This is a genomic window from Brevundimonas sp. FV1ye28, assembly GCF_058681135.1.
Map to the genome: position 1 here is coordinate 872,661 of NZ_CM178731.1, position 16,693 is coordinate 889,353.

Here is a 16,693-nt window from a genome sequence, read left to right on the forward strand (position 1 = left end):
GCGACAGGCGCCCCGGCGATCAGAAATCACCAGCGCCGTCCCGGTCGCTTTCCGAGGCCTCGCGCTCATGACTTCGCGCCCCGTGACGATCGGCATCGACTTCGGCACCACGAATACGGTCGTCGCCCTGACCACAGGCGACGGCGATGCGACGGTGGTGCGCTTCGATACGCCGGCCGGCGATCTGGCCACCTTCCGTTCCACTCTCAGCTTCCAGCTTCATCCGGGCGAAGACAGCCGGACGCCGGAACGCGTCGTCGAGGCCGGTCCATGGGCCATCGAGGCCTATGTCGAGGATCCGCTCGACACCCGCTTCATCCAGTCGTTCAAGACTTTCGCCGCCAGCGCCGCCTTCACCGAGACGGTGATCGACAATCGTCGCTACAGATTCGAAGACCTTCTGGCCGCCTTCCTGCTGCGCGTCCGTCACCATGCCGGTCCGGCGCTGGATGACCTGCCGCCGCGTGTGGTCGTCGGCCGTCCCGTCACCTTCGCGGGCGGATCACCGAATGCCGATCTGGCGCTGGAGCGATACGAGATCGCCTTCCAGAGGCTGGGTTTCACCGACATTCGCTATGCCTTCGAACCGGTCGGCGCCGCCTTCTTCTTCGCCCGCACCCTGACTGAGCCCGCCAATGTCCTGGTCGCCGACTTCGGCGGCGGCACCAGCGACTTCTCCATCGTCCGCTTCGAGCCGTCTCCCGAGGGGCTGCGGTCCACCCCGCTGGCCAGGTCCGGCGTCGGCATCGCGGGCGACGCTTTCGACTATCGAATCATCGACCAGCTGGTGTCGCCCGAACTGGGCAAGGGCGGAACCTACCGCAACATGGGCAAGGTCCTGCCGATCCCCCAGCGCTACTACGCCGCCTTCGCGCGTTGGGATCAGCTCGCCCTGCTGCGCGCCTCGCGCGACATGAAGGATATCCGCTCCCTCGCCCGCACCGCCGATGAACCTGACAAGCTGGCTCGTCTGATCGAGGTGCTGGACGACAACCACGGCTACGGCCTCTACCAGGCTATCTCGCGCCTGAAGATGGACCTTTCGCAGGACGAGGCGGCGACATTTTGCTTCGTCGCCGGGTCCATCCGGATCGAGGCGGAGGTCACGCGGGCGGAGTTCCAGGGCTGGATCGCGCCTGAACTCGCCGCCATCGAGGCCGCCGTCGACGAAGCGATCACGGCCTCCGGCCTCTCCGCCAGCCAGATCGACCGCGTTTTCCTGACCGGCGGCACCTCTTTCGTTCCGGCGGTGCGCGACATCTTCCATCGGCGATTTGACCCGGCGAAGATCGAGACCGGCGGCGAGTTCGAATCCATCGCCTCTGGCCTGGCCCTGATCGGGCGAGAAACGGACCTCGATCTCTGGAGCGAGCGCCGCTGAGGCGACAACCGCCCGACTGCCGGATACGGTCGCTGCAGATGACCGAACAGATCTCGCCCGCCCTGGCCCGCCGCATGGCCCTCGCCGCCCAGGGCTTCGGCAAGCCTCACCACGCGACCGTCGGTGCCCGTCAGTTGCGCGACACGTCACGGCGTCTGGGCGTCATCCAGATCGACAGCGTCAACGTCGTCAGCCGCACCCATTACCTGCCCGCCTTCTCCCGCCTCGGCGACTATCCGCGCGACCTGCTGGAGACCGAGGCCTGGGGCAGGACGCCGTCCTTCTTCGAGTACTGGGGCCACGAAGCGTCTCTCCTGCCCATCGAGACCCAGCCGATGATGCGCTGGCGGATGGAACGGGCGCGGGACGGGCATGGCATCTGGACCGGCATCAACCGCTTCGGCCGCGAGCGCCGCGACTATATCGACGAGGTTCTCGCCGAGATCGAACGACGCGGCCCGGTGACGGGCGCCGACTTCGCCACAGGTCCGCGCGGCAAGCCCGGCTGGTGGGAATGGTCCGACGGCAAGCGGGCGTTGGAATGGCTGTTCTGGGCCGGACTGATCACGACCAGGACCCGCCGCAACTTCGAGCGGGTCTACGATCTGACCGAACGGGTCATCCCCCAAGCGATTCTGGACCTGCCGACCCCGACGGAGGCGGAGGCCCACCGCCACCTGATCCGCATCGCCGCCTCAGCCATGGGCGTGGCCACTGCCGCCGATCTGCGCGACTATTTCCGTCTTCCGGTGGAGGGCTTCAAGGATCGCATCGCCGAACTGGTCGAAGACGGCGTTTTGACCCCGGCGACCGTCCCCGGTTGGCGCAACATGGCCTATGTCGCGCCGGACGCCCGGCGTCCGCGCAAGATCCAGGGCGCTGCCCTCCTCTCCCCCTTCGACAATCTGATCTGGTTCCGGGACCGGACCGAGCGGTTGTTCGACGTCCGCATCCGCCTGGAGATCTACACACCGGCCCATAAGCGCACTCACGGCTACTATGTCCTGCCCTTCCTCGAAGACGAGGCCATCACCGCCCGCGTCGACCTGAAGGCCGATCGTCAGGCCGGACGGCTTCTGGTCCAGGCGGCCTGGCGCGAGCCTCGGGCGACGCCTGAAACCGCCTCAAGACTGGCGGCGGAACTGACGCGAATGGCCGGCTGGCTCGGGTTGGGCGGCGTCGAGGTCAAGGAGCGCGGCGACCTCGCTGAGGACCTGACTGACGCCATGCCCGGCTGAGATCGAAGAAAAGCCCGACGCACGCGCCGGGCTGAAAAGGTTTGGTGGTGGGTGTCCTCCAAGAGAACACCCCATGGCTGGGCTGAATTGGTTAACGATCCACTATCGCCCGATCGGGGAACCAGGTCGACTGCCGACCCCCGCCCGGGCCCGACCAGCCGATCCGCCACCCTGCCCCCGCGCGCTCAAGCGTATCCGGCTGCGCGGTGCCGCCCGGCGCAGGCGCATAGGAGACGTCTGCGACACGTATCGGCGTGGTCCCGTCGCCCAATCCGGCCAGTCGCCAGCGCCCGGCCTCATCCGCCGTCACGCGTCGCTCCACCCCGCCTTCGATGACCACCTCCGCTCCCGGTGCGGCTCGCCCGGATACAAGGGCCGCCCGTCCGTCCGTGTCCACCGCGTCCAGACCGTAACCGCCGTCGAGCCTCTTCGTCGGCGCCCCGACGGCCAGCAGGGCGATCGGTGCCTGGGGGTCCGCCCCGATCAACAGGCGATAGGGTGCCGGAAAGCCTTCCTGACCGACCCGCGCCTCCACCACGAACAGGGTATCTCTCGCCGGACGCGGCACCCGGAGTTCGAACACGCCCTGGGCGTCGGCACCGACGGCATAGGCCAGATCGCCGGCCCCGCTGACCACGACGCGACCCAGCGGGGAGGCATGTCCGCGCACGATCAACTCACGCCCGCTCGAAGCGACCGCGTCGATCTCGGGCGACATGACCCAGCCCGTCTCCGGCGCTGTGTCCGCCTCCGGCTGCGCCTGTTCCCCACAGCCGGCGACGAACAGCGCGGCCACTGCGGCGAGGCTCGATGCGATCCTTCGTTTCATCCTGTTCGCCGGGTCTGTAGGAGTGTTCGCCCAGATAGACCGGCGCGTTCGGCCTGTCTTCAATCTTGCGTCTCGTCCCGAGGGTTCATGTCCGCCTCCACTCCCACGATCGCGCCGTTCGACGGCCAGTCCGTCTGCCTGTTCTGCGGTTCTTCCGACGCGGCAGACCCCATCTATACCGCCGCCGCAGCCGCATTCGGCGCGGCGACGGCTAAGGCGGGCTGGCGGCTGGTCTATGGTGGCGGCGGCGTGGGCCTGATGGGTGCCTCGGCGCGTGCGGCTCACGAGGCGGGCGGTCGGGTCGTCGGCATCATGCCGGCCTTCCTGCGCAGCCGTGAACGCCTGTTCGACGAGGTCGAGACCATCGTCGTCACCTCGATGCATGAGCGCAAACAGCTGATGTACGACCAATCGGACGCCTTCGTGGTCGCTCCGGGCGGCATCGGCACCCTGGAGGAGGTCGTCGAACTTCTGTCGTGGAAGCGGCTCGACCTGCACGGCAAGCCGGTGATCTTCCTCAACATCAACGGCTTCTGGGAGACCTTCTTCGCCCTGATGCGCCAGAGCGTGGAAAGCGGCTTCACCCCGGCGTCCTTCCTTCAGGCCTGGACCGTCTGCGACACGGTCGAGGAGGCGATCGACACCCTGCGACACGCTGACGCCTCGCCGGCCTTGAAACATGATCAGCGATAAGTGATCATTGGCAAGTCGACGCCCGCAGTCCGTCCGCTTTAAAAACGCGGATTGACAGTTTTTAATAACAACCCACTATGCCGGTGTTGACGCTGGACCGTGTCGGTCCGTTCCCTGCACCGGAGTTTCCCATGCGCGCCGTCCTCCCCCTGCTCGCCCTTTGCGCCGCCTTCGCCACAGCCCCTGCCGTGGCCCAGACGCCTGCCCAGACCCGCCTGGTTCTCGCCGACGCCTCGCGCGCCCCGGCTCGCGCCACCATCATCGACGGTGCCAACTGGCGCTGCGAAGGTGCGACCTGCACCGCCACGGGCGGCGCGAACCAACCCGCCCCGCGGGCATGCCGCCGCGTGGCCGCCCGTCTCGGCCAGATCACCGAGTTCTCGTGGCGCGGCACGGCCCTGACGGCCGAAGAACTGGCCGCCTGCAACGCCTGATCGGCGCACACTGGAAATAAAAAAGGGGCGGCTCGACGAGCCGCCCCTTTGTTTTTCTGTCTAGGCCACTTCGCCCTTCAGCCGCTTCTCGATCCTCTCGCGGCCGATCAGCGGCACGATGGTCGCCATGTCCGGCCCATGCGGTTGGCCCGTCAGGATATGGCGGAGCGGCATAAACAGGGCCTTGCCCTTGGCGCCTGTGCTTTCCTTGACCGCATTGGTCCAGGCCGACCACGCGCCCGCATCGATCGCCTCAGGCAGTACGGCCAGGGCCGCCGCTGCGAAGGCCGGGTCCTCGATCACTGGCGTCACCGGCCCCCGCACCATCCGCGTCAGTTCGACCACGTCGGCGAACTTGGTCAGGTTGCCTCTCAATGCCTCCCAGACTGTCTCGCCCAGATCGCAATCCAGAGCCGACAGTCGGTCCTTGGCCGTCGCATAAGGCATGACGTGAAGGGCCTGGGAATTCAGCCGGTCCAGATCCTCGGTGTCGTAGCGCGCCGGCGAACGCCCCATCTTGTCGAAGCTGAACCCGTCGCCCAGGGCCTGAACGCTGTCGGCCACCTCCAGCGCATCGGAGGTGCCGATCCGGCCCAGATGGCTGGTGATGGCGATGGGCTCGTAGCCATGGTCCCGCATCTCGGCGACCGACAGTGACCCCAGACGCTTGGACAAGGCCGCCCCGTCGGCCCCGACCAGCAGCGGCATGTGGGCGAAGGTCGGCAGTTCGGAGCCCAGGCCCGCAGCGATCAGCGCCTCGAATATCTCGATCTGGGCGCCGGTGTTGGTGGTGTGATCCTCGCCCCGGATGACGTGGGTGATGCCCATGTCGATGTCGTCGACGACCGACGGCAGGGTGTAGAGATAGAGACCGTCCTCGCGGATCAGCACCGGATCCGACATCGAGGCCGTATCGACCTCGCAGTGACCGCGCGACAGGTCCTCCCAGGACACCCGCTTTCCGTCCAGCTTGAAGCGCCAGTGCGGCTTGCGTCCCTCGGCCTCGAACGCCGCCTTCTCTTGGTCCGTCAGCGCCAAAGCCGCGCGGTCGTAGATCGGCGGGAGGCCGCGAGACAGCTGCACCTTTCGGCGGCGATCGAGCTCTTCGGAAGTGTCATAGGCCGGATACAGACGACCGGCGGCCTTCAGGCGCTCGGCGGCGTCATCATAGCGGTCGAACCGCTTTGACTGGTTGTATCGCTCATCCCACGGCATCCCTAGCCAGGTCAGGTCGTCCTCGATCCCCTGTTCGAATTCGGACGTCGACCGCGCCAGGTCAGTGTCGTCGATACGCAGGACGAAGCTGCCTCCCCGTCCCTTGGCGAACATCCAGTTGACCAGAGCGGTACGGACATTGCCGACATGCAGCTTGCCGGTGGGTGACGGGGCGAAACGGACCTTGACGGACATAGGAGGGCAGACCTTGAAAGCGAGGCGCGTAGGTCGGTCACGCACGCCCCCAAGTCAAGGACGGCCCCCATCGACATCGCAGGTCGCTTTTCGGCTTTTCCGGCAACGATCTTGCGGCATAAGGCCACGATGACCGCGCCCGCCTCCCTGACCGTCGACCTGAACGCCCTTTCGCACAACTTCCATGCGCTTGAAGGCTTGACCGGCGTGCCCGTGCATCCGGTTGTGAAGGCCAATGCCTATGGCCTCGGCGCCGTACCGGTCGCCAAACGCCTGTTGTCCGAGGGAGCTCGCACTTTCTTTGTCGCCCGGCTGAACGAGGGCGTCGCCCTGCGTGAGGCCATTGGCGCTGAGCCCACGATCTATGTCCTGGACGGCTGCGTCGGCGAAGCGGCGCAGACGCTGAAGGCCGCCGACCTCCGCCCCATCCTCAACCACGCCGATCAGATCGCCGCATGGAAGGCAGCCGACGGCCGCGCCTGTGGACTTCAGATCGACACCGGCATGAACCGCCTCGGCTTCCGTCCCGAGGACGCGCCCGAGCCGTTCGACGGCCTCGAACTGGTCATGAGCCATCTCGCCTGCGCCGACGCTCCCGCTGAGCCGATGAACCGCCGCCAGCGGGACGCCTTCGCTGCTGCATCATCGCGCTATCCGGACGCCCTCAAGTCCTTCGCCAACTCCGGCGGCTGTTTCCTGGGCCCCGACTATACTTTCGACGCCGTGCGCCCGGGGATCTGCCTGTACGGCGGCGGCCCGGAAGGACGACCCGATCCTCGCCTGAGAGCCGTCGCGACCCTGACCGCCGAAATCCTGCAGATTCGAGACGTGCCGGTCGGCGAGACCGTCGGCTATTCGCGGGGCTTCCTCGCCGACACGCCGCGCCGCATCGCCACCTGCGGCGCAGGCTACGCCGACGGCCTCCTCCGCAGCATGAGCCCGAACGGTCAGGTCTGGGTCGCCGGCGCCCTGCGGCCACTGCTGGGCCGGGTGTCGATGGACGTCATCGCCGTGGACATCACCGGCGCCGATGTCTCTCTCGACGACGACGTCGAGTTGTTCGGCGCGAACCGCCCCGTCGATGACGCCGCCACGGCCGCCGGGACGATCAGCTACGAGTTGCTAACCTCCATCGGCAACCGCTTCGAGCGCACCTACCTCGGTCAGGCCTGAGGGGCGACCGGCTCCAGGGGCGAGGTCGGATCCGCGATCGACTCCGTGCCTGACCAGGTCGCACTGACGACGAAGGGCGCGCCCGGCGCGTCCTGCACCGCATAGGTCGAGCTGACCATGGCGAAATGATCCCCGGCCCAGCGCCAGCGGATCGTCGCTTCGCTGGCCTCGACCGCCTCCTGGCCGTCGGCCGCCGGATGGGCTGGCGACTTGTAGACCGACACCAGTTGCGACGTCGCCGCGTCCCACGTCAACGGAGCCGAGTGCGTGCCTTCCCAGGTGTAGTCGGGCTCATAGCCGTCGCCGTTGTAGATCAGCAGCGGCTGGTATTTCAGCACCCCGTCCGCCCCCTGGACATGCAGCGTCTGCGTCACGGTCTGTTCCGCATCGGGCTGGCAATCCATGATGACCGCGAACACGCCGCCGCCCAGATCTACGGCATGGCTCAGCATGGGCCTGGGCACCCCGGGCGCATCCGCCCCGCATCTCTCCAGGACGGAGATGGCCGCGATGCGATCGACGGCTGCGGCAGCGCCGGCGGGCATCGCATTAGCGGCCTCGGCCGGGGCCTTGGTTTCGGCCGGTTGCTCGCAACCCGCCAGCGCGAGCGCGAGCGCGAGCGCGGCGAGAGCAGCGACGGAAATGGTCTTCATGTCTTCCCCCTCTATTGGCGGACAACGAACGGCGTTTCTGCCCCATGAGCAAGTTGCCATTCCTGACAGCACCGACCCTACGTCTGAAACGGTCGCACCCCTCCAACCACCCCCTGCCCACCGCTCCGCGCTTCCTGTAAGCCGTCACCCATGGCCAGAGACGGTGCGATCTATGTTTGTCAGTCCTGCGGGGGCGTCCACGGGAAATGGTCGGGTCAGTGCGGCTCCTGCGGCCAGTGGAACACCATCGTCGAGGAAGGCCGCTCGGCCTCGCCCCCCGGTGCCCTGAAACCCGCCACGACCGCCAAGGCGCGCGGCCTGCAGTTCGAATCCCTGCTGTCCGAGACGCCCGAGCCGCCCCGCATCGTCACCGGCGTGACCGAGTTCGACCGCGTCTGCGGCGGCGGCGTCGTGCCCGGCTCGGCCATTCTGCTCAGCGGCGATCCCGGCGTCGGCAAGTCGACCCTGCTACTTGATGTCGCCGGTCGTGCCGCCCTGTCCGGCGCCCGCGTCGCCTATATTTCCGGCGAGGAGGCCATCGAACAGATCCGCGCCCGCGCCAAGCGGATGGGCCTGTCCGAGGCCCCCGTCCAACTCGCCTCCGCCACGGCGCTGCGCGACATCCTCGGCACGTTGAAGCGCGAGAAGTTCGACATCGTCATCGTCGATTCGATCCAGACTCTGTGGTCCGACGCCCACGAGGCCGGCCCCGGCTCGGTGACCCAGGTCCGCGCCTGCGCCGGCGAACTTGTCCGCCTCGCCAAGGCCGGCGGTCCCGCCGTCGTCCTCGTCGGCCACGTCACCAAGGATGGCCAGGTCGCCGGCCCGCGCGTCGTCGAGCACATGGTCGATGCGGTCCTGAGCTTCGAGGGCGAGCGCGGCTATCCGTTCCGCATCCTGCGCGCCGGCAAGAACCGCTTCGGCGCCACCGACGAGATCGGCGTCTTCGAGATGGGGGACGCGGGCCTTCGTGAAGTCTCCAACCCCTCCGCCCTCTTCCTCGGCGAGGGCAAGGACCGCGCGCCCGGCGCCGCCGTCTTCGCCGGCATCGAGGGTTCCCGCCCCGTCCTGGTCGAGATCCAGGCCCTGGTCTCCAAGTCCGCCTACGGCACCCCGCGCCGCGCCGTCATCGGCTGGGAGACTGGCCGCCTCGCCATGATCCTGGCTGTACTGGAGGCCCGCTGCGGGTTCGGCTTCGGGGATCAGGACGTTTATCTGAACGTCGCCGGGGGCCTGCGCATCAACGAGCCCGCCGCCGACCTCGCCGCCGCCGCCGCCCTGATTTCCTCAGCGACCGGCGTGCCCCTGCCCCAGGGCTGTATCGTCTTCGGCGAGATCAGCCTGTCGGGCGAGGTCCGCGCCGTCGGCCGCGCCGAGGCCCGCCTGCGCGAAGCCCAGAAGCTCGGCTTCGACCAGGCCCTGTCGCCACCCCTCACCGTCAAGGGCGGCGGCGTTTTGGTCACAGGGGTCAGCCGATTGACCGAAGCCGTCGAACGAATCTCACAGAACAGGTATTGAGGTCCGTGGTCCGCACGGAAACCGAATGACCGGCTTCGACGCCTTCGCCATTGTCGTGATCCTCGCCTCAGCCGCCGCCGGCTGGGTTCGCGGGGGCACACGCGAGATCATCACCCTTCTCAGCTTCGTTCTGGCCGCCTTTCTGGCCCTGGTCGCCCTGCCCCTGACCGCGCCCTTGGGGCGGATGCTGATCGACCCCGACTGGGCAGGTTCGATCTTCGCCGCCATCATCAGCTTCCTGGTGGTCTATTTCGGCATCCGCATCTTCGGCTCGGTTCTGTCCAAGCGCGCTCAGGCCCATCCCACGCTCGGGACCATCGACCGTTTCGTCGGCATCCTCGTCGGCGCGGGCCGTTCGCTGGTGCTGCTGGGCGCGATCCACCTGGTCATCGTCGCTGCCATGCCGGGCGAGCGCACACCGTCCTGGCTCTCGGAGGCGACTCTGCGTCCGCTCAGCGCCGGCGCCGCCCGCGCCATCCAGATCATCCTGCCCGGCATAGGTCGCGGAGCCGACGCCATCAGCCCCGTCGTCGATTCGTCCGTTCGCAGAGGCTTTTCGAACGATCAAGCCTTGCCCTCGCCCCAAACCGGCCCTAACTCGCGCCCGTCCGCCGCCCAGTAGAATTTCGCCTGTCATCGGAGCCCCCACGATGCGCAGCTTGCCTCACGACATCTCCGCTCCGGTCGTCCACCGCGAGCATCACCGCGACGCGGACGACGACCGTCCGCGCCTGGAATGTGGCGTCTGCGGCGTCTGGGGCGCGGACAAGGACGAAGCTTCGGGCATCGTCGCCCTCGGCCTCCACGCTCTCCAGCATCGCGGCCAGGAAGCCTGCGGCATCGCCTCGGTCAACACCGAGCGTTTCCACACCGAACGCCACATGGGCCATGTGGGCGAGGCCTTCGGCGGCACGGACCTGGCCAAACGCATGCCCGGCCCGGCGGCCGTGGGCCATACCCGCTATTCCACCGCCGGCGGCAGCTTCCTGCGCAACATCCAGCCGATGTTTGCCGACCTGGACCAGGGCGGCATCGCCATCGCCCACAACGGCAACCTGACCAACTTCCACTACCTGCGGAACCAGCTGGTCGGCGAGGGCTCGATCTTCCAGTCCACCTCGGACTCCGAAGTCATCCTCCATCTGATCGCCCGCAGCCGTAAGGCCAAGATCGTCGACCGCTTCATCGACGCCCTCGCCCGCATCGAAGGCGGCTATGCCCTGGTCGCCCAGACCCGCACCAAGATGATCGGGGCCCGCGACCCGCTGGGTATCCGCCCGCTGGTGCTGGGCAAGCTCGGCGACGCCTGGGTCATGGCGTCCGAGACCTGCGCGCTCGACACCATCGGCGCGACCTTCGTGCGCGACGTCGAACATGGCGAGGTCATCGTCATCGACCATGAGGGCCTGCGGTCGATGAAGCCGTTCCAGACCCGGGCCGCCCGCCCCTGCCTGTTCGAATACGTCTACTTCTCCCGCCCCGACAGCGTCGTGAATGGCCGTTCGGTCTATGGCGTCCGCAAACGCATGGGCGAGGGCCTGGCCCGCGAGTTCCCGATCGAGGCCGACGTCGTCGTGCCCGTGCCCGACTCCGGCGTCCCCGCCGCCCTCGGCTATGCCCAGGCCAGCGGCATCCCCTACGAGATGGGCATCATTCGCAGCCACTATCTGGGACGCACCTTCATCCAGCCCAGCCAGGGCGCCCGCCAGAAGGGCGTGGCCATGAAGCACAGCCCCAACCGATCGGTGATCGAGGGCAAGCGCGTCGTCCTGATCGACGATTCCATCGTGCGCGGCACCACCTCGGTGAAACTGGTCCGCGCCGTCCGCGACGCCGGTGCGACCGAGGTCCACCTGCGTTCGGCCTCGCCGCCGATTCTGTGGCCCGACTTCTACGGCATCGATATGCCGGAGCGGGACCAGCTGATCGCCGCCAACAAGACCATGGAAGAGATGCGCCAGATGCTGGAGGTCGACTCGCTCGGCTTCCTGTCCGTCGACGGTCTCTACAAGGCGATGGGCGAGACCGGCCGCAACGACGCTGCGCCCCAGTTCACCGACCACTATTTCACCGGCGACTATCCGACCCGCCTCGTGGACCGCGAGATCGAGGAAGGCGGCCGCGACGCGGTCACCCGGCAACTTTCCCTGCTGGTCAGCGCTTAAGCTTCCATGACGACGAACCTCGGCTACTTCACCCTCGACACGGTCGATATCGCCAAGGCCAAGGCCTTCTACGGTGCCCTGTTCGGCTGGACCTTCGACGAGGAGGCATCGAAGTCGACCTACGCCCACGTCGCCGACAGCAATCCGCCGTTCGGCTTCACCAAGGTCGAACGCGCCCGCAGCCACGCCCACCTCTATTTCCGGGTCGAGGACATCGCCGCGACCTGTGCGCGGGTCAACGAACTCGGCGGCAAGGCGGCCATCCCCGCCGAAAGCCCCACCGGCCTCTCCTGCGCCGTCTGCGACGACCAGGGCGTGAGCTTCAGCCTCTGGCAGGCGGCGGAAGGCTACTAGGCGGCTTTCGCCATCGGGGTCGTCGCGCTATCAGGCGCGATGACTTCCGACCTCCCTCTCAATGATCGCATCGCCCTCGTCGTCGGGGCCTCGCGCGGCATCGGTTACGAGGCCGCCCTGGCCCTGGCCAAGGCCGGCGCCCACGTCGTCGCCGCCGCCCGCACCCAGGGCGCTCTCGAAGCGCTGGACGACGAGATCTATGCCGCGACGGGCAAGCACGCGACCTTGGTTCCGTTCGACCTGATCGACGGCGGCGGCATCGATCGTCTGGGCGGCGCCATCTTCAGCCGCTTCGGCAAGCTGGATATCTGGGTCAACGCCGCCGCCACCTTGGGCGCGCAAGGCCTGACGCCCGTCAGCCACATCGATCCGCGCGGCTTCGCCAAGATCGAGAAGACCAACTTCACCGGGACCTACCGCCTGATCCGCTCGCTGGAGCCGCTGCTGCGGGCTTCCGACGCGGGCCGCATCATCCACCTGACCACCAGCCTGGCGCGGGAGCCCAAGGCCTTCTGGGGTCTCTACGCCGCGACCAAGGCGGGCGCCGAGGCCCTGATGCTCTCCTGGGCCGACGAGATCGAGAACACATCCGTCCGCCTCAGCGTCCTCGACCCCGGCCGCATGCGCACCCAGATGCGCGCCCAGGCCTTCCCGGGCGAAGATCCGGAAACCCTGCCCCACCCGTCGGACATCGGCCCGCTGGTCGTGGAACTCGCGCGCAGCGACCTCACGCCGCCGCAGCGCGTCTCGTTCAAGGAATGGCAGGGGAATCTCCCCGCCGTCGCCCTGATCTAGGGCGCCGCCGGGTTCGGTCTCAGCCCTCGATGAAGGCCAGCAGCTCGGCGTTGACCTGATCGGCGTGGGTCGTGGCCATGCCGTGCGGCAGGCCGGGCAGCACCTTCAGCACCCCCTTGGGCAGCAGGGGCGCCGACAGCATCGCCGAGTCTGCGATTGGCACGATCTGGTCGTCGTCGCCGTGCAGGACCAGCACCGGGATATCGATCGACTTCAGATCCTCGGTGAAATCCGTTTCCGAGAAGGCCTTGATGCAGTCGTAATGGGCCTTGGTCCCGCCCATCATCCCCTGACGCCACCAGTTGTCGATCACGCCCTGATCGACCTTCGCGCCCGGCCGGTTGAAGCCGTAGAAGGGCCCGGCCGGCACATCGACGTAGAATTGCGCTCGATTGGCGGCCAGCGCCGCACGGAAGCCGTCGAACACCTCGATCGGCAGACCGCCCGGATTGGCGTCGGACTTGACCATGACCGGCGGCACCGCGCCCATCAGCACGGCCTTGGACACGCGGCTGGTACCATGACGACCCAGGAAGCGCGCCACCTCGCCGCCGCCGGTCGAGTGACCGATCATGATGGCGTCCTTCAGGTCCAGCGCCTCGAACAGCACCTTCAGGTCGTCGGCATAGGTGTCCATCTCGTTGCCGGTCGCCGTCTGGGTCGAACGGCCGTGGCCGCGCCGGTCATGCGCAATGACGCGGAACCCCTTGTGCAGGAAGAACAGCATCTGGGTGTCCCAGTCGTCGGCGGACAGCGGCCAGCCGTGGGAGAAGACGATCGGCCGCCCCGTACCCCAATCCTTGTAAAAGATTTCGACGTTCTCGGCGGTGGTGATCATCGGCATGGGGAGGCTCCTGACAAGGGGAAGCGTGACCATATCACCGTTAGCGCGACATTGGCCTGACCAATCGCGTCACCTTTGGTTTCAACGCGAACTCGGGCCGACGGAGGCCTACTTCTTCGGCGCGTGCTTCTGCCCGGTTCGAACGCGTCCGGACCGCGACACCTGCCTCGCCCCGCCGCGAGCGCCCTTCTGGATCGCAACGGACGAACCTGCCTTCTTCGACGCACTCGACTTCACCGCCCCGATGACGCGCGGCTTGGCGACGCGGGTCTTCTTCTGCTCCAGCGCCTTGCCGGGCAGACGGCTTTCCTCTTCCGACTTCTTGCGGACGGCCCGGGGCGCGGTCTTGGCGTCGCCCTTGTAGCGTTCGGGCCCCGACTTGGCGCCGCCGGTCGCATACGGGTTTTCGGACCCGCCCTTGACCGTCAGCCGGATCGGCACGCCGGGCAGATCGAAGCTCTCGCGAATGGAGTTGGTCAGGTAGCGGATGTAATGCTCGGGCAGGTTTCCGCCACGGCTGGCGAACAGCACGAAGGTCGGCGGACGGGCCTTGGTCTGGGCCATGTATTTGGTCTTGATCCGCTTGCCGTCGACGGCGGGCGGCGGGTGTCTCTGGGTCGCCATCGACAGCCAGTCGTTCAGGTCCTTGGTCTTGACCTTCACCGACCAGGTCGCGTGCGCCTTCAGCACCGCTGGCATCAGCCGCTCCACGCCGCGGCCCGAGTGCGCGGACAGGGCGACGAACTCGGATCCCTTGAGCTGGGGCAGCTTGTTCTCCGCGAGGCTCTTCAACTCGGCCATCTTGGCCTGCGGCTGGTCTTCGAGGTCCCATTTGGCCGCGACATAGACCAACGCCCGGCCCTCGCGCTCGACCAGATCGGCCAGCTGCAGGTCCTGCACGTCGAACGCGTTGTCCTTGTCCATGACCAGAACGACGACTTCGGCGAAGGTGATGGCGCGAATGGTGTCGGCGACCGACAGCTTCTCCAGTTTCTCCTGCACCCGCGCCTTGCGACGCATCCCGGCGGTGTCCACCAGGCGGATGTTCTGGCCTTCGTATTCCCAATCGACCGAGATGCTATCGCGCGTGATCCCCGCCTCCGGGCCGGTCAGCATCCGGTCCTCGCCAATCAGACGGTTGATCAGCGTCGACTTGCCGGCGTTCGGGCGGCCGATGATGGCGATGCGGATCGGCTTGTCGGGCTCGTCGATCTCTTCGATGAAGATGTCGGCGCTGGCGGTCACCAGGGCAGCGTACAGGTCCGCCATCCCCTCGCCGTGCTCGGCCGAGATCGCGACCGGCTCGCCGAAGCCCAGCGAATAGGCCTCGCCCACCCCGCCACCGCTCTCACGGCTCTCGGACTTGTTGGCCAGCAGAATGACCGGCTTGGACTGATGACGCAGGCGTTCCGCGAAGATTTCGTCCAGCGACGTCACGCCTTCGCGGGCGTCCATCATGAACAGGATGACGTCGCCGTCTTCGATCGCCAGCTCGGTCTGCTCACGCATCCGGCTTTCGAGGCTGTCGTCGGTGACGTCCTCATAGCCCGCCGTATCGATCAGCGTCAGGTCCATGTCACCCAGATTGCCGTCGGCATAGCGACGGTCGCGGGTCACGCCCGGGCGATCGTCGACGAGCGCCAAACGCTTGCCGACAAGGCGGTTGAACAGTGTCGACTTGCCCACATTGGGGCGGCCGACGATGGCGAGCTTCAGTGCCATGTCGGCCTTCTAGCGTAATTCGCGGCGTTTGGTCAGCGGATGCTGACCAGTTCACCGTCATTGGTCAGGACGTAGAGCGCGCCGTTGTAGGCGGCCGGAGCGATATAGGCGGGTGCGCCGAGACGCAGGGTCTGTTGCAGGGCGCCCGTCTTCGGATCGAAGGCCACGGCCTCGCCGTCCGAGTTGACCAGAACCAGTCGGTTCGAGGCCAGGATCGGACCCGACCATTCCGGCCGCACGGTGCGATCCCAGAAGCCCAGGAAGCCGCCCTCCTGACGCACGCGACCCTCGTTCAGGTCGCGGGTCCAGTAGACAGCGCCGCTATCGCGGTTCACCAGGGTCAGTTCGCCCGCCTTCGACACGACATAGACGACGTCACCGGCCGGCAGGGGCGCGTTCACGCCGGCGACCGGCAGGGACCACTTGGGCTGGCCGGTGCGAATGTCCATGGCCTGCATCACGCCCGAGTGGCTGACGGCGTAGACGAAACCGCGCGAGATGACCGGACGACCCGCGATGTCGCGAATCTCCGACAGGGCGCTGGTGCGGCTGGTGCGCGACAGGACCTGGTTCCAGACCGGTTGGCCGTTGGTGGCGCGCAGGGCGACCACTTCACCGGACGAGAAGGGCGCGATGACCGTGTCGCCGCTGACCGACGGGCTCGACGCGCGCAGGACGCGGGCCGGCTCGACGATGCCGCGATACGACCAGTCCTGCAGCCCCGTCGCGGTGTTGAAAGCGATGATCTGATTGTCCACGTCGATGACGAAGACGCGGTTGCCCGCCACCGTCGGAGCGCCATGGATCGGGACTTCGACCGGCTGGGTCCAGACGACCGCGCCTGTGTTGGCGTCGAGCGCCGTCATGGTGCGATAGCCCGAGGCTACGAAAACCTTACCGCCGCTGACGGCCACGCCGCCGCCGAAACCGCCGCTCAGCGAGCCGCCGCCTTCGGAGACAAAGGCAATCGGCAGGCCGAAGGCGGACACGCCGCCCGAGGCTTCACGACCGGTCGGCTTGACGTCGACCTTCCAGACCACGGCGCCCGATCCGGCGTCCACGGCCGTGACGGTCGATTCGCCGTCCATGACGAAGACCTTGCCGGCGTCGGCGACGACCGGGGCCATGACCTGACGATCACGGGCCGAACCTTCGCCGATGCGACGACGCCAGCCGATGGTGAACTCGGGCGCAGCGATCACATGCTCGATCGAGGCCTCGGCGTTGCCGCCCGGCATCGGCCAGGCTGTCGCGGCCACCGGCCCCGGCAGGAAGAAGTCGCGACCCGCCAGACCGGCCGCAGGGGCCAGCTGCTGTTCGAACGACAGGATCGAGATGCGCTGCCCCTCGCTGGCCGTGGCCTGCGGCTCGTCGTCCTGCCCCAGGCCGAACGGAAGGATCCGCCGGGCCGAGGCGCAGGACGTCAGCGAGGCGGCCAGCCCCAGCACGATGGCGGTCTTCAGCACGCGCGTTGCGGTCGTCAT

Annotated in this window: 16 protein-coding genes; 10 read left to right on the plus strand and 6 right to left on the minus strand. The window is 67.6% G+C overall.

What is annotated here, in order from left to right:
- The first annotated feature begins 67 nt into the window (after window positions 1-67).
- Both ACW171_RS04455 and ACW171_RS04460 read left to right on the plus strand, forming a co-directional pair.
- Entirely contained in the window at window positions 68-1,381 is a 1,314-nt protein-coding gene (locus ACW171_RS04455) for an Hsp70 family protein (protein WP_492095892.1), read from the plus strand.
- Window positions 1,382-1,419: 38 nt separating this feature from the next.
- Window positions 1,420-2,619 (plus strand): winged helix-turn-helix domain-containing protein, encoded by a 1,200-nt coding sequence (locus ACW171_RS04460; RefSeq protein WP_492095893.1) that lies wholly within the window; start codon window positions 1,420-1,422, stop codon window positions 2,617-2,619.
- A 91-nt stretch (window positions 2,620-2,710) separates the two neighbouring features.
- Here ACW171_RS04460 and ACW171_RS04465 read toward each other — a convergent pair whose 3' ends face one another.
- Window positions 2,711-3,448 (minus strand): carboxypeptidase-like regulatory domain-containing protein, encoded by a 738-nt coding sequence (locus ACW171_RS04465; protein ID WP_492095894.1) that lies wholly within the window; start codon window positions 3,446-3,448, stop codon window positions 2,711-2,713.
- A gap of 87 nt (window positions 3,449-3,535) precedes the next feature.
- On the opposite strand from ACW171_RS04465, the gene ACW171_RS04470 reads away from it, so the two are divergent.
- A complete protein-coding gene (locus tag ACW171_RS04470; protein ID WP_492095895.1) occupies window positions 3,536-4,141 on the plus strand; it encodes an LOG family protein in 606 nt (201 codons plus the stop codon).
- A gap of 131 nt (window positions 4,142-4,272) precedes the next feature.
- Window positions 4,273-4,575, plus strand: a complete 303-nt coding sequence (locus ACW171_RS04475; protein ID WP_492095896.1) for a DUF8200 family protein — start codon at window positions 4,273-4,275, stop codon at window positions 4,573-4,575.
- A 60-nt stretch (window positions 4,576-4,635) separates the two neighbouring features.
- Here ACW171_RS04475 and gltX read toward each other — a convergent pair whose 3' ends face one another.
- Complete coding sequence (gltX, locus tag ACW171_RS04480) at window positions 4,636-5,985, minus strand: glutamate--tRNA ligase (RefSeq protein ID WP_492095897.1); 1,350 nt, start codon at window positions 5,983-5,985, stop codon at window positions 4,636-4,638.
- 129 nt (window positions 5,986-6,114) lie between these two features.
- On the opposite strand from gltX, the gene alr reads away from it, so the two are divergent.
- A complete protein-coding gene (gene alr / locus ACW171_RS04485) occupies window positions 6,115-7,158 on the plus strand; it encodes an alanine racemase (RefSeq protein WP_492095898.1) in 1,044 nt (347 codons plus the stop codon).
- Here the strand turns inward: alr and ACW171_RS04490 are convergent.
- Window positions 7,149-7,811, minus strand: coding sequence for a hypothetical protein (locus ACW171_RS04490; protein WP_492095899.1), 663 nt, complete (start codon window positions 7,809-7,811; stop codon window positions 7,149-7,151). The genes alr and ACW171_RS04490 overlap by 10 nt on opposite strands.
- A 150-nt stretch (window positions 7,812-7,961) precedes the next feature.
- Here ACW171_RS04490 and radA point away from each other — a divergent pair, with 150 nt between their 5' ends.
- From radA to ACW171_RS04515, 5 genes are read left to right on the plus strand one after another with little or no spacing between them, the layout of a single operon-like run.
- Window positions 7,962-9,329: a DNA repair protein RadA gene (radA, locus tag ACW171_RS04495; RefSeq protein ID WP_492095900.1), complete on the plus strand. Its 1,368-nt coding sequence runs from the start codon at window positions 7,962-7,964 to the stop codon at window positions 9,327-9,329.
- 25 nt (window positions 9,330-9,354) lie between these two features.
- Window positions 9,355-9,951, plus strand: coding sequence for a CvpA family protein (locus ACW171_RS04500; RefSeq protein ID WP_492095901.1), 597 nt, complete (start codon window positions 9,355-9,357; stop codon window positions 9,949-9,951).
- 28 nt (window positions 9,952-9,979) lie between these two features.
- A complete protein-coding gene (gene purF, locus ACW171_RS04505; RefSeq protein WP_492095902.1) occupies window positions 9,980-11,494 on the plus strand; it encodes an amidophosphoribosyltransferase in 1,515 nt (504 codons plus the stop codon).
- A 6-nt stretch (window positions 11,495-11,500) separates the two neighbouring features.
- A complete protein-coding gene (locus ACW171_RS04510; RefSeq protein ID WP_492095903.1) occupies window positions 11,501-11,848 on the plus strand; it encodes a VOC family protein in 348 nt (115 codons plus the stop codon).
- A 39-nt stretch (window positions 11,849-11,887) separates the two neighbouring features.
- Window positions 11,888-12,643, plus strand: coding sequence for an SDR family NAD(P)-dependent oxidoreductase (locus ACW171_RS04515; protein WP_492095904.1), 756 nt, complete (start codon window positions 11,888-11,890; stop codon window positions 12,641-12,643).
- Window positions 12,644-12,662: 19 nt separating this feature from the next.
- On the opposite strand, the gene ACW171_RS04520 is transcribed toward ACW171_RS04515, so the two are convergent.
- The 3 genes from ACW171_RS04520 to ACW171_RS04530 all read right to left on the minus strand — a co-directional run bounded on the left by ACW171_RS04520 (window position 12,663) and on the right by ACW171_RS04530 (window position 16,693).
- Entirely contained in the window at window positions 12,663-13,487 is an 825-nt protein-coding gene (locus tag ACW171_RS04520; RefSeq protein ID WP_492095905.1) for an alpha/beta fold hydrolase, read from the minus strand.
- Between the two features lie 108 nt (window positions 13,488-13,595).
- Window positions 13,596-15,209 (minus strand): ribosome biogenesis GTPase Der, encoded by a 1,614-nt coding sequence (gene der, locus ACW171_RS04525; RefSeq protein WP_492095906.1) that lies wholly within the window; start codon window positions 15,207-15,209, stop codon window positions 13,596-13,598.
- 32 nt (window positions 15,210-15,241) lie between these two features.
- A complete protein-coding gene (locus ACW171_RS04530) occupies window positions 15,242-16,693 on the minus strand; it encodes a PQQ-like beta-propeller repeat protein (RefSeq protein ID WP_492095907.1) in 1,452 nt (483 codons plus the stop codon).

Bases quoted from the DNA above. Each gene is read 5' to 3' on its own strand.
- ACW171_RS04520 (WP_492095905.1), bottom strand. From the start codon at position 13,487: ATGCCGATGATCACCACCGCCGAGAACGTCGAAATCTTTTACAAGGAT.
- purF (WP_492095902.1), top strand. From the start codon at position 9,980: ATGCGCAGCTTGCCTCACGACATCTCCGCTCCGGTCGTCCACCGCGAG.
- ACW171_RS04490 (WP_492095899.1), bottom strand. From the start codon at position 7,811: ATGAAGACCATTTCCGTCGCTGCTCTCGCCGCGCTCGCGCTCGCGCTC.
- alr (WP_492095898.1), top strand. From the start codon at position 6,115: ATGACCGCGCCCGCCTCCCTGACCGTCGACCTGAACGCCCTTTCGCAC.
- ACW171_RS04515 (WP_492095904.1), top strand. From the start codon at position 11,888: ATGACTTCCGACCTCCCTCTCAATGATCGCATCGCCCTCGTCGTCGGG.
- ACW171_RS04475 (WP_492095896.1), top strand. From the start codon at position 4,273: ATGCGCGCCGTCCTCCCCCTGCTCGCCCTTTGCGCCGCCTTCGCCACA.
- ACW171_RS04455 (WP_492095892.1), top strand. From the start codon at position 68: ATGACTTCGCGCCCCGTGACGATCGGCATCGACTTCGGCACCACGAAT.
- ACW171_RS04470 (WP_492095895.1), top strand. From the start codon at position 3,536: ATGTCCGCCTCCACTCCCACGATCGCGCCGTTCGACGGCCAGTCCGTC.
- gltX (WP_492095897.1), bottom strand. From the start codon at position 5,985: ATGTCCGTCAAGGTCCGTTTCGCCCCGTCACCCACCGGCAAGCTGCAT.
- ACW171_RS04500 (WP_492095901.1), top strand. From the start codon at position 9,355: ATGACCGGCTTCGACGCCTTCGCCATTGTCGTGATCCTCGCCTCAGCC.
- radA (WP_492095900.1), top strand. From the start codon at position 7,962: ATGGCCAGAGACGGTGCGATCTATGTTTGTCAGTCCTGCGGGGGCGTC.
- ACW171_RS04530 (WP_492095907.1), bottom strand. From the start codon at position 16,693: ATGACGACCGCAACGCGCGTGCTGAAGACCGCCATCGTGCTGGGGCTG.
- ACW171_RS04460 (WP_492095893.1), top strand. From the start codon at position 1,420: ATGACCGAACAGATCTCGCCCGCCCTGGCCCGCCGCATGGCCCTCGCC.
- der (WP_492095906.1), bottom strand. From the start codon at position 15,209: ATGGCACTGAAGCTCGCCATCGTCGGCCGCCCCAATGTGGGCAAGTCG.
- ACW171_RS04510 (WP_492095903.1), top strand. From the start codon at position 11,501: ATGACGACGAACCTCGGCTACTTCACCCTCGACACGGTCGATATCGCC.
- ACW171_RS04465 (WP_492095894.1), bottom strand. From the start codon at position 3,448: ATGAAACGAAGGATCGCATCGAGCCTCGCCGCAGTGGCCGCGCTGTTC.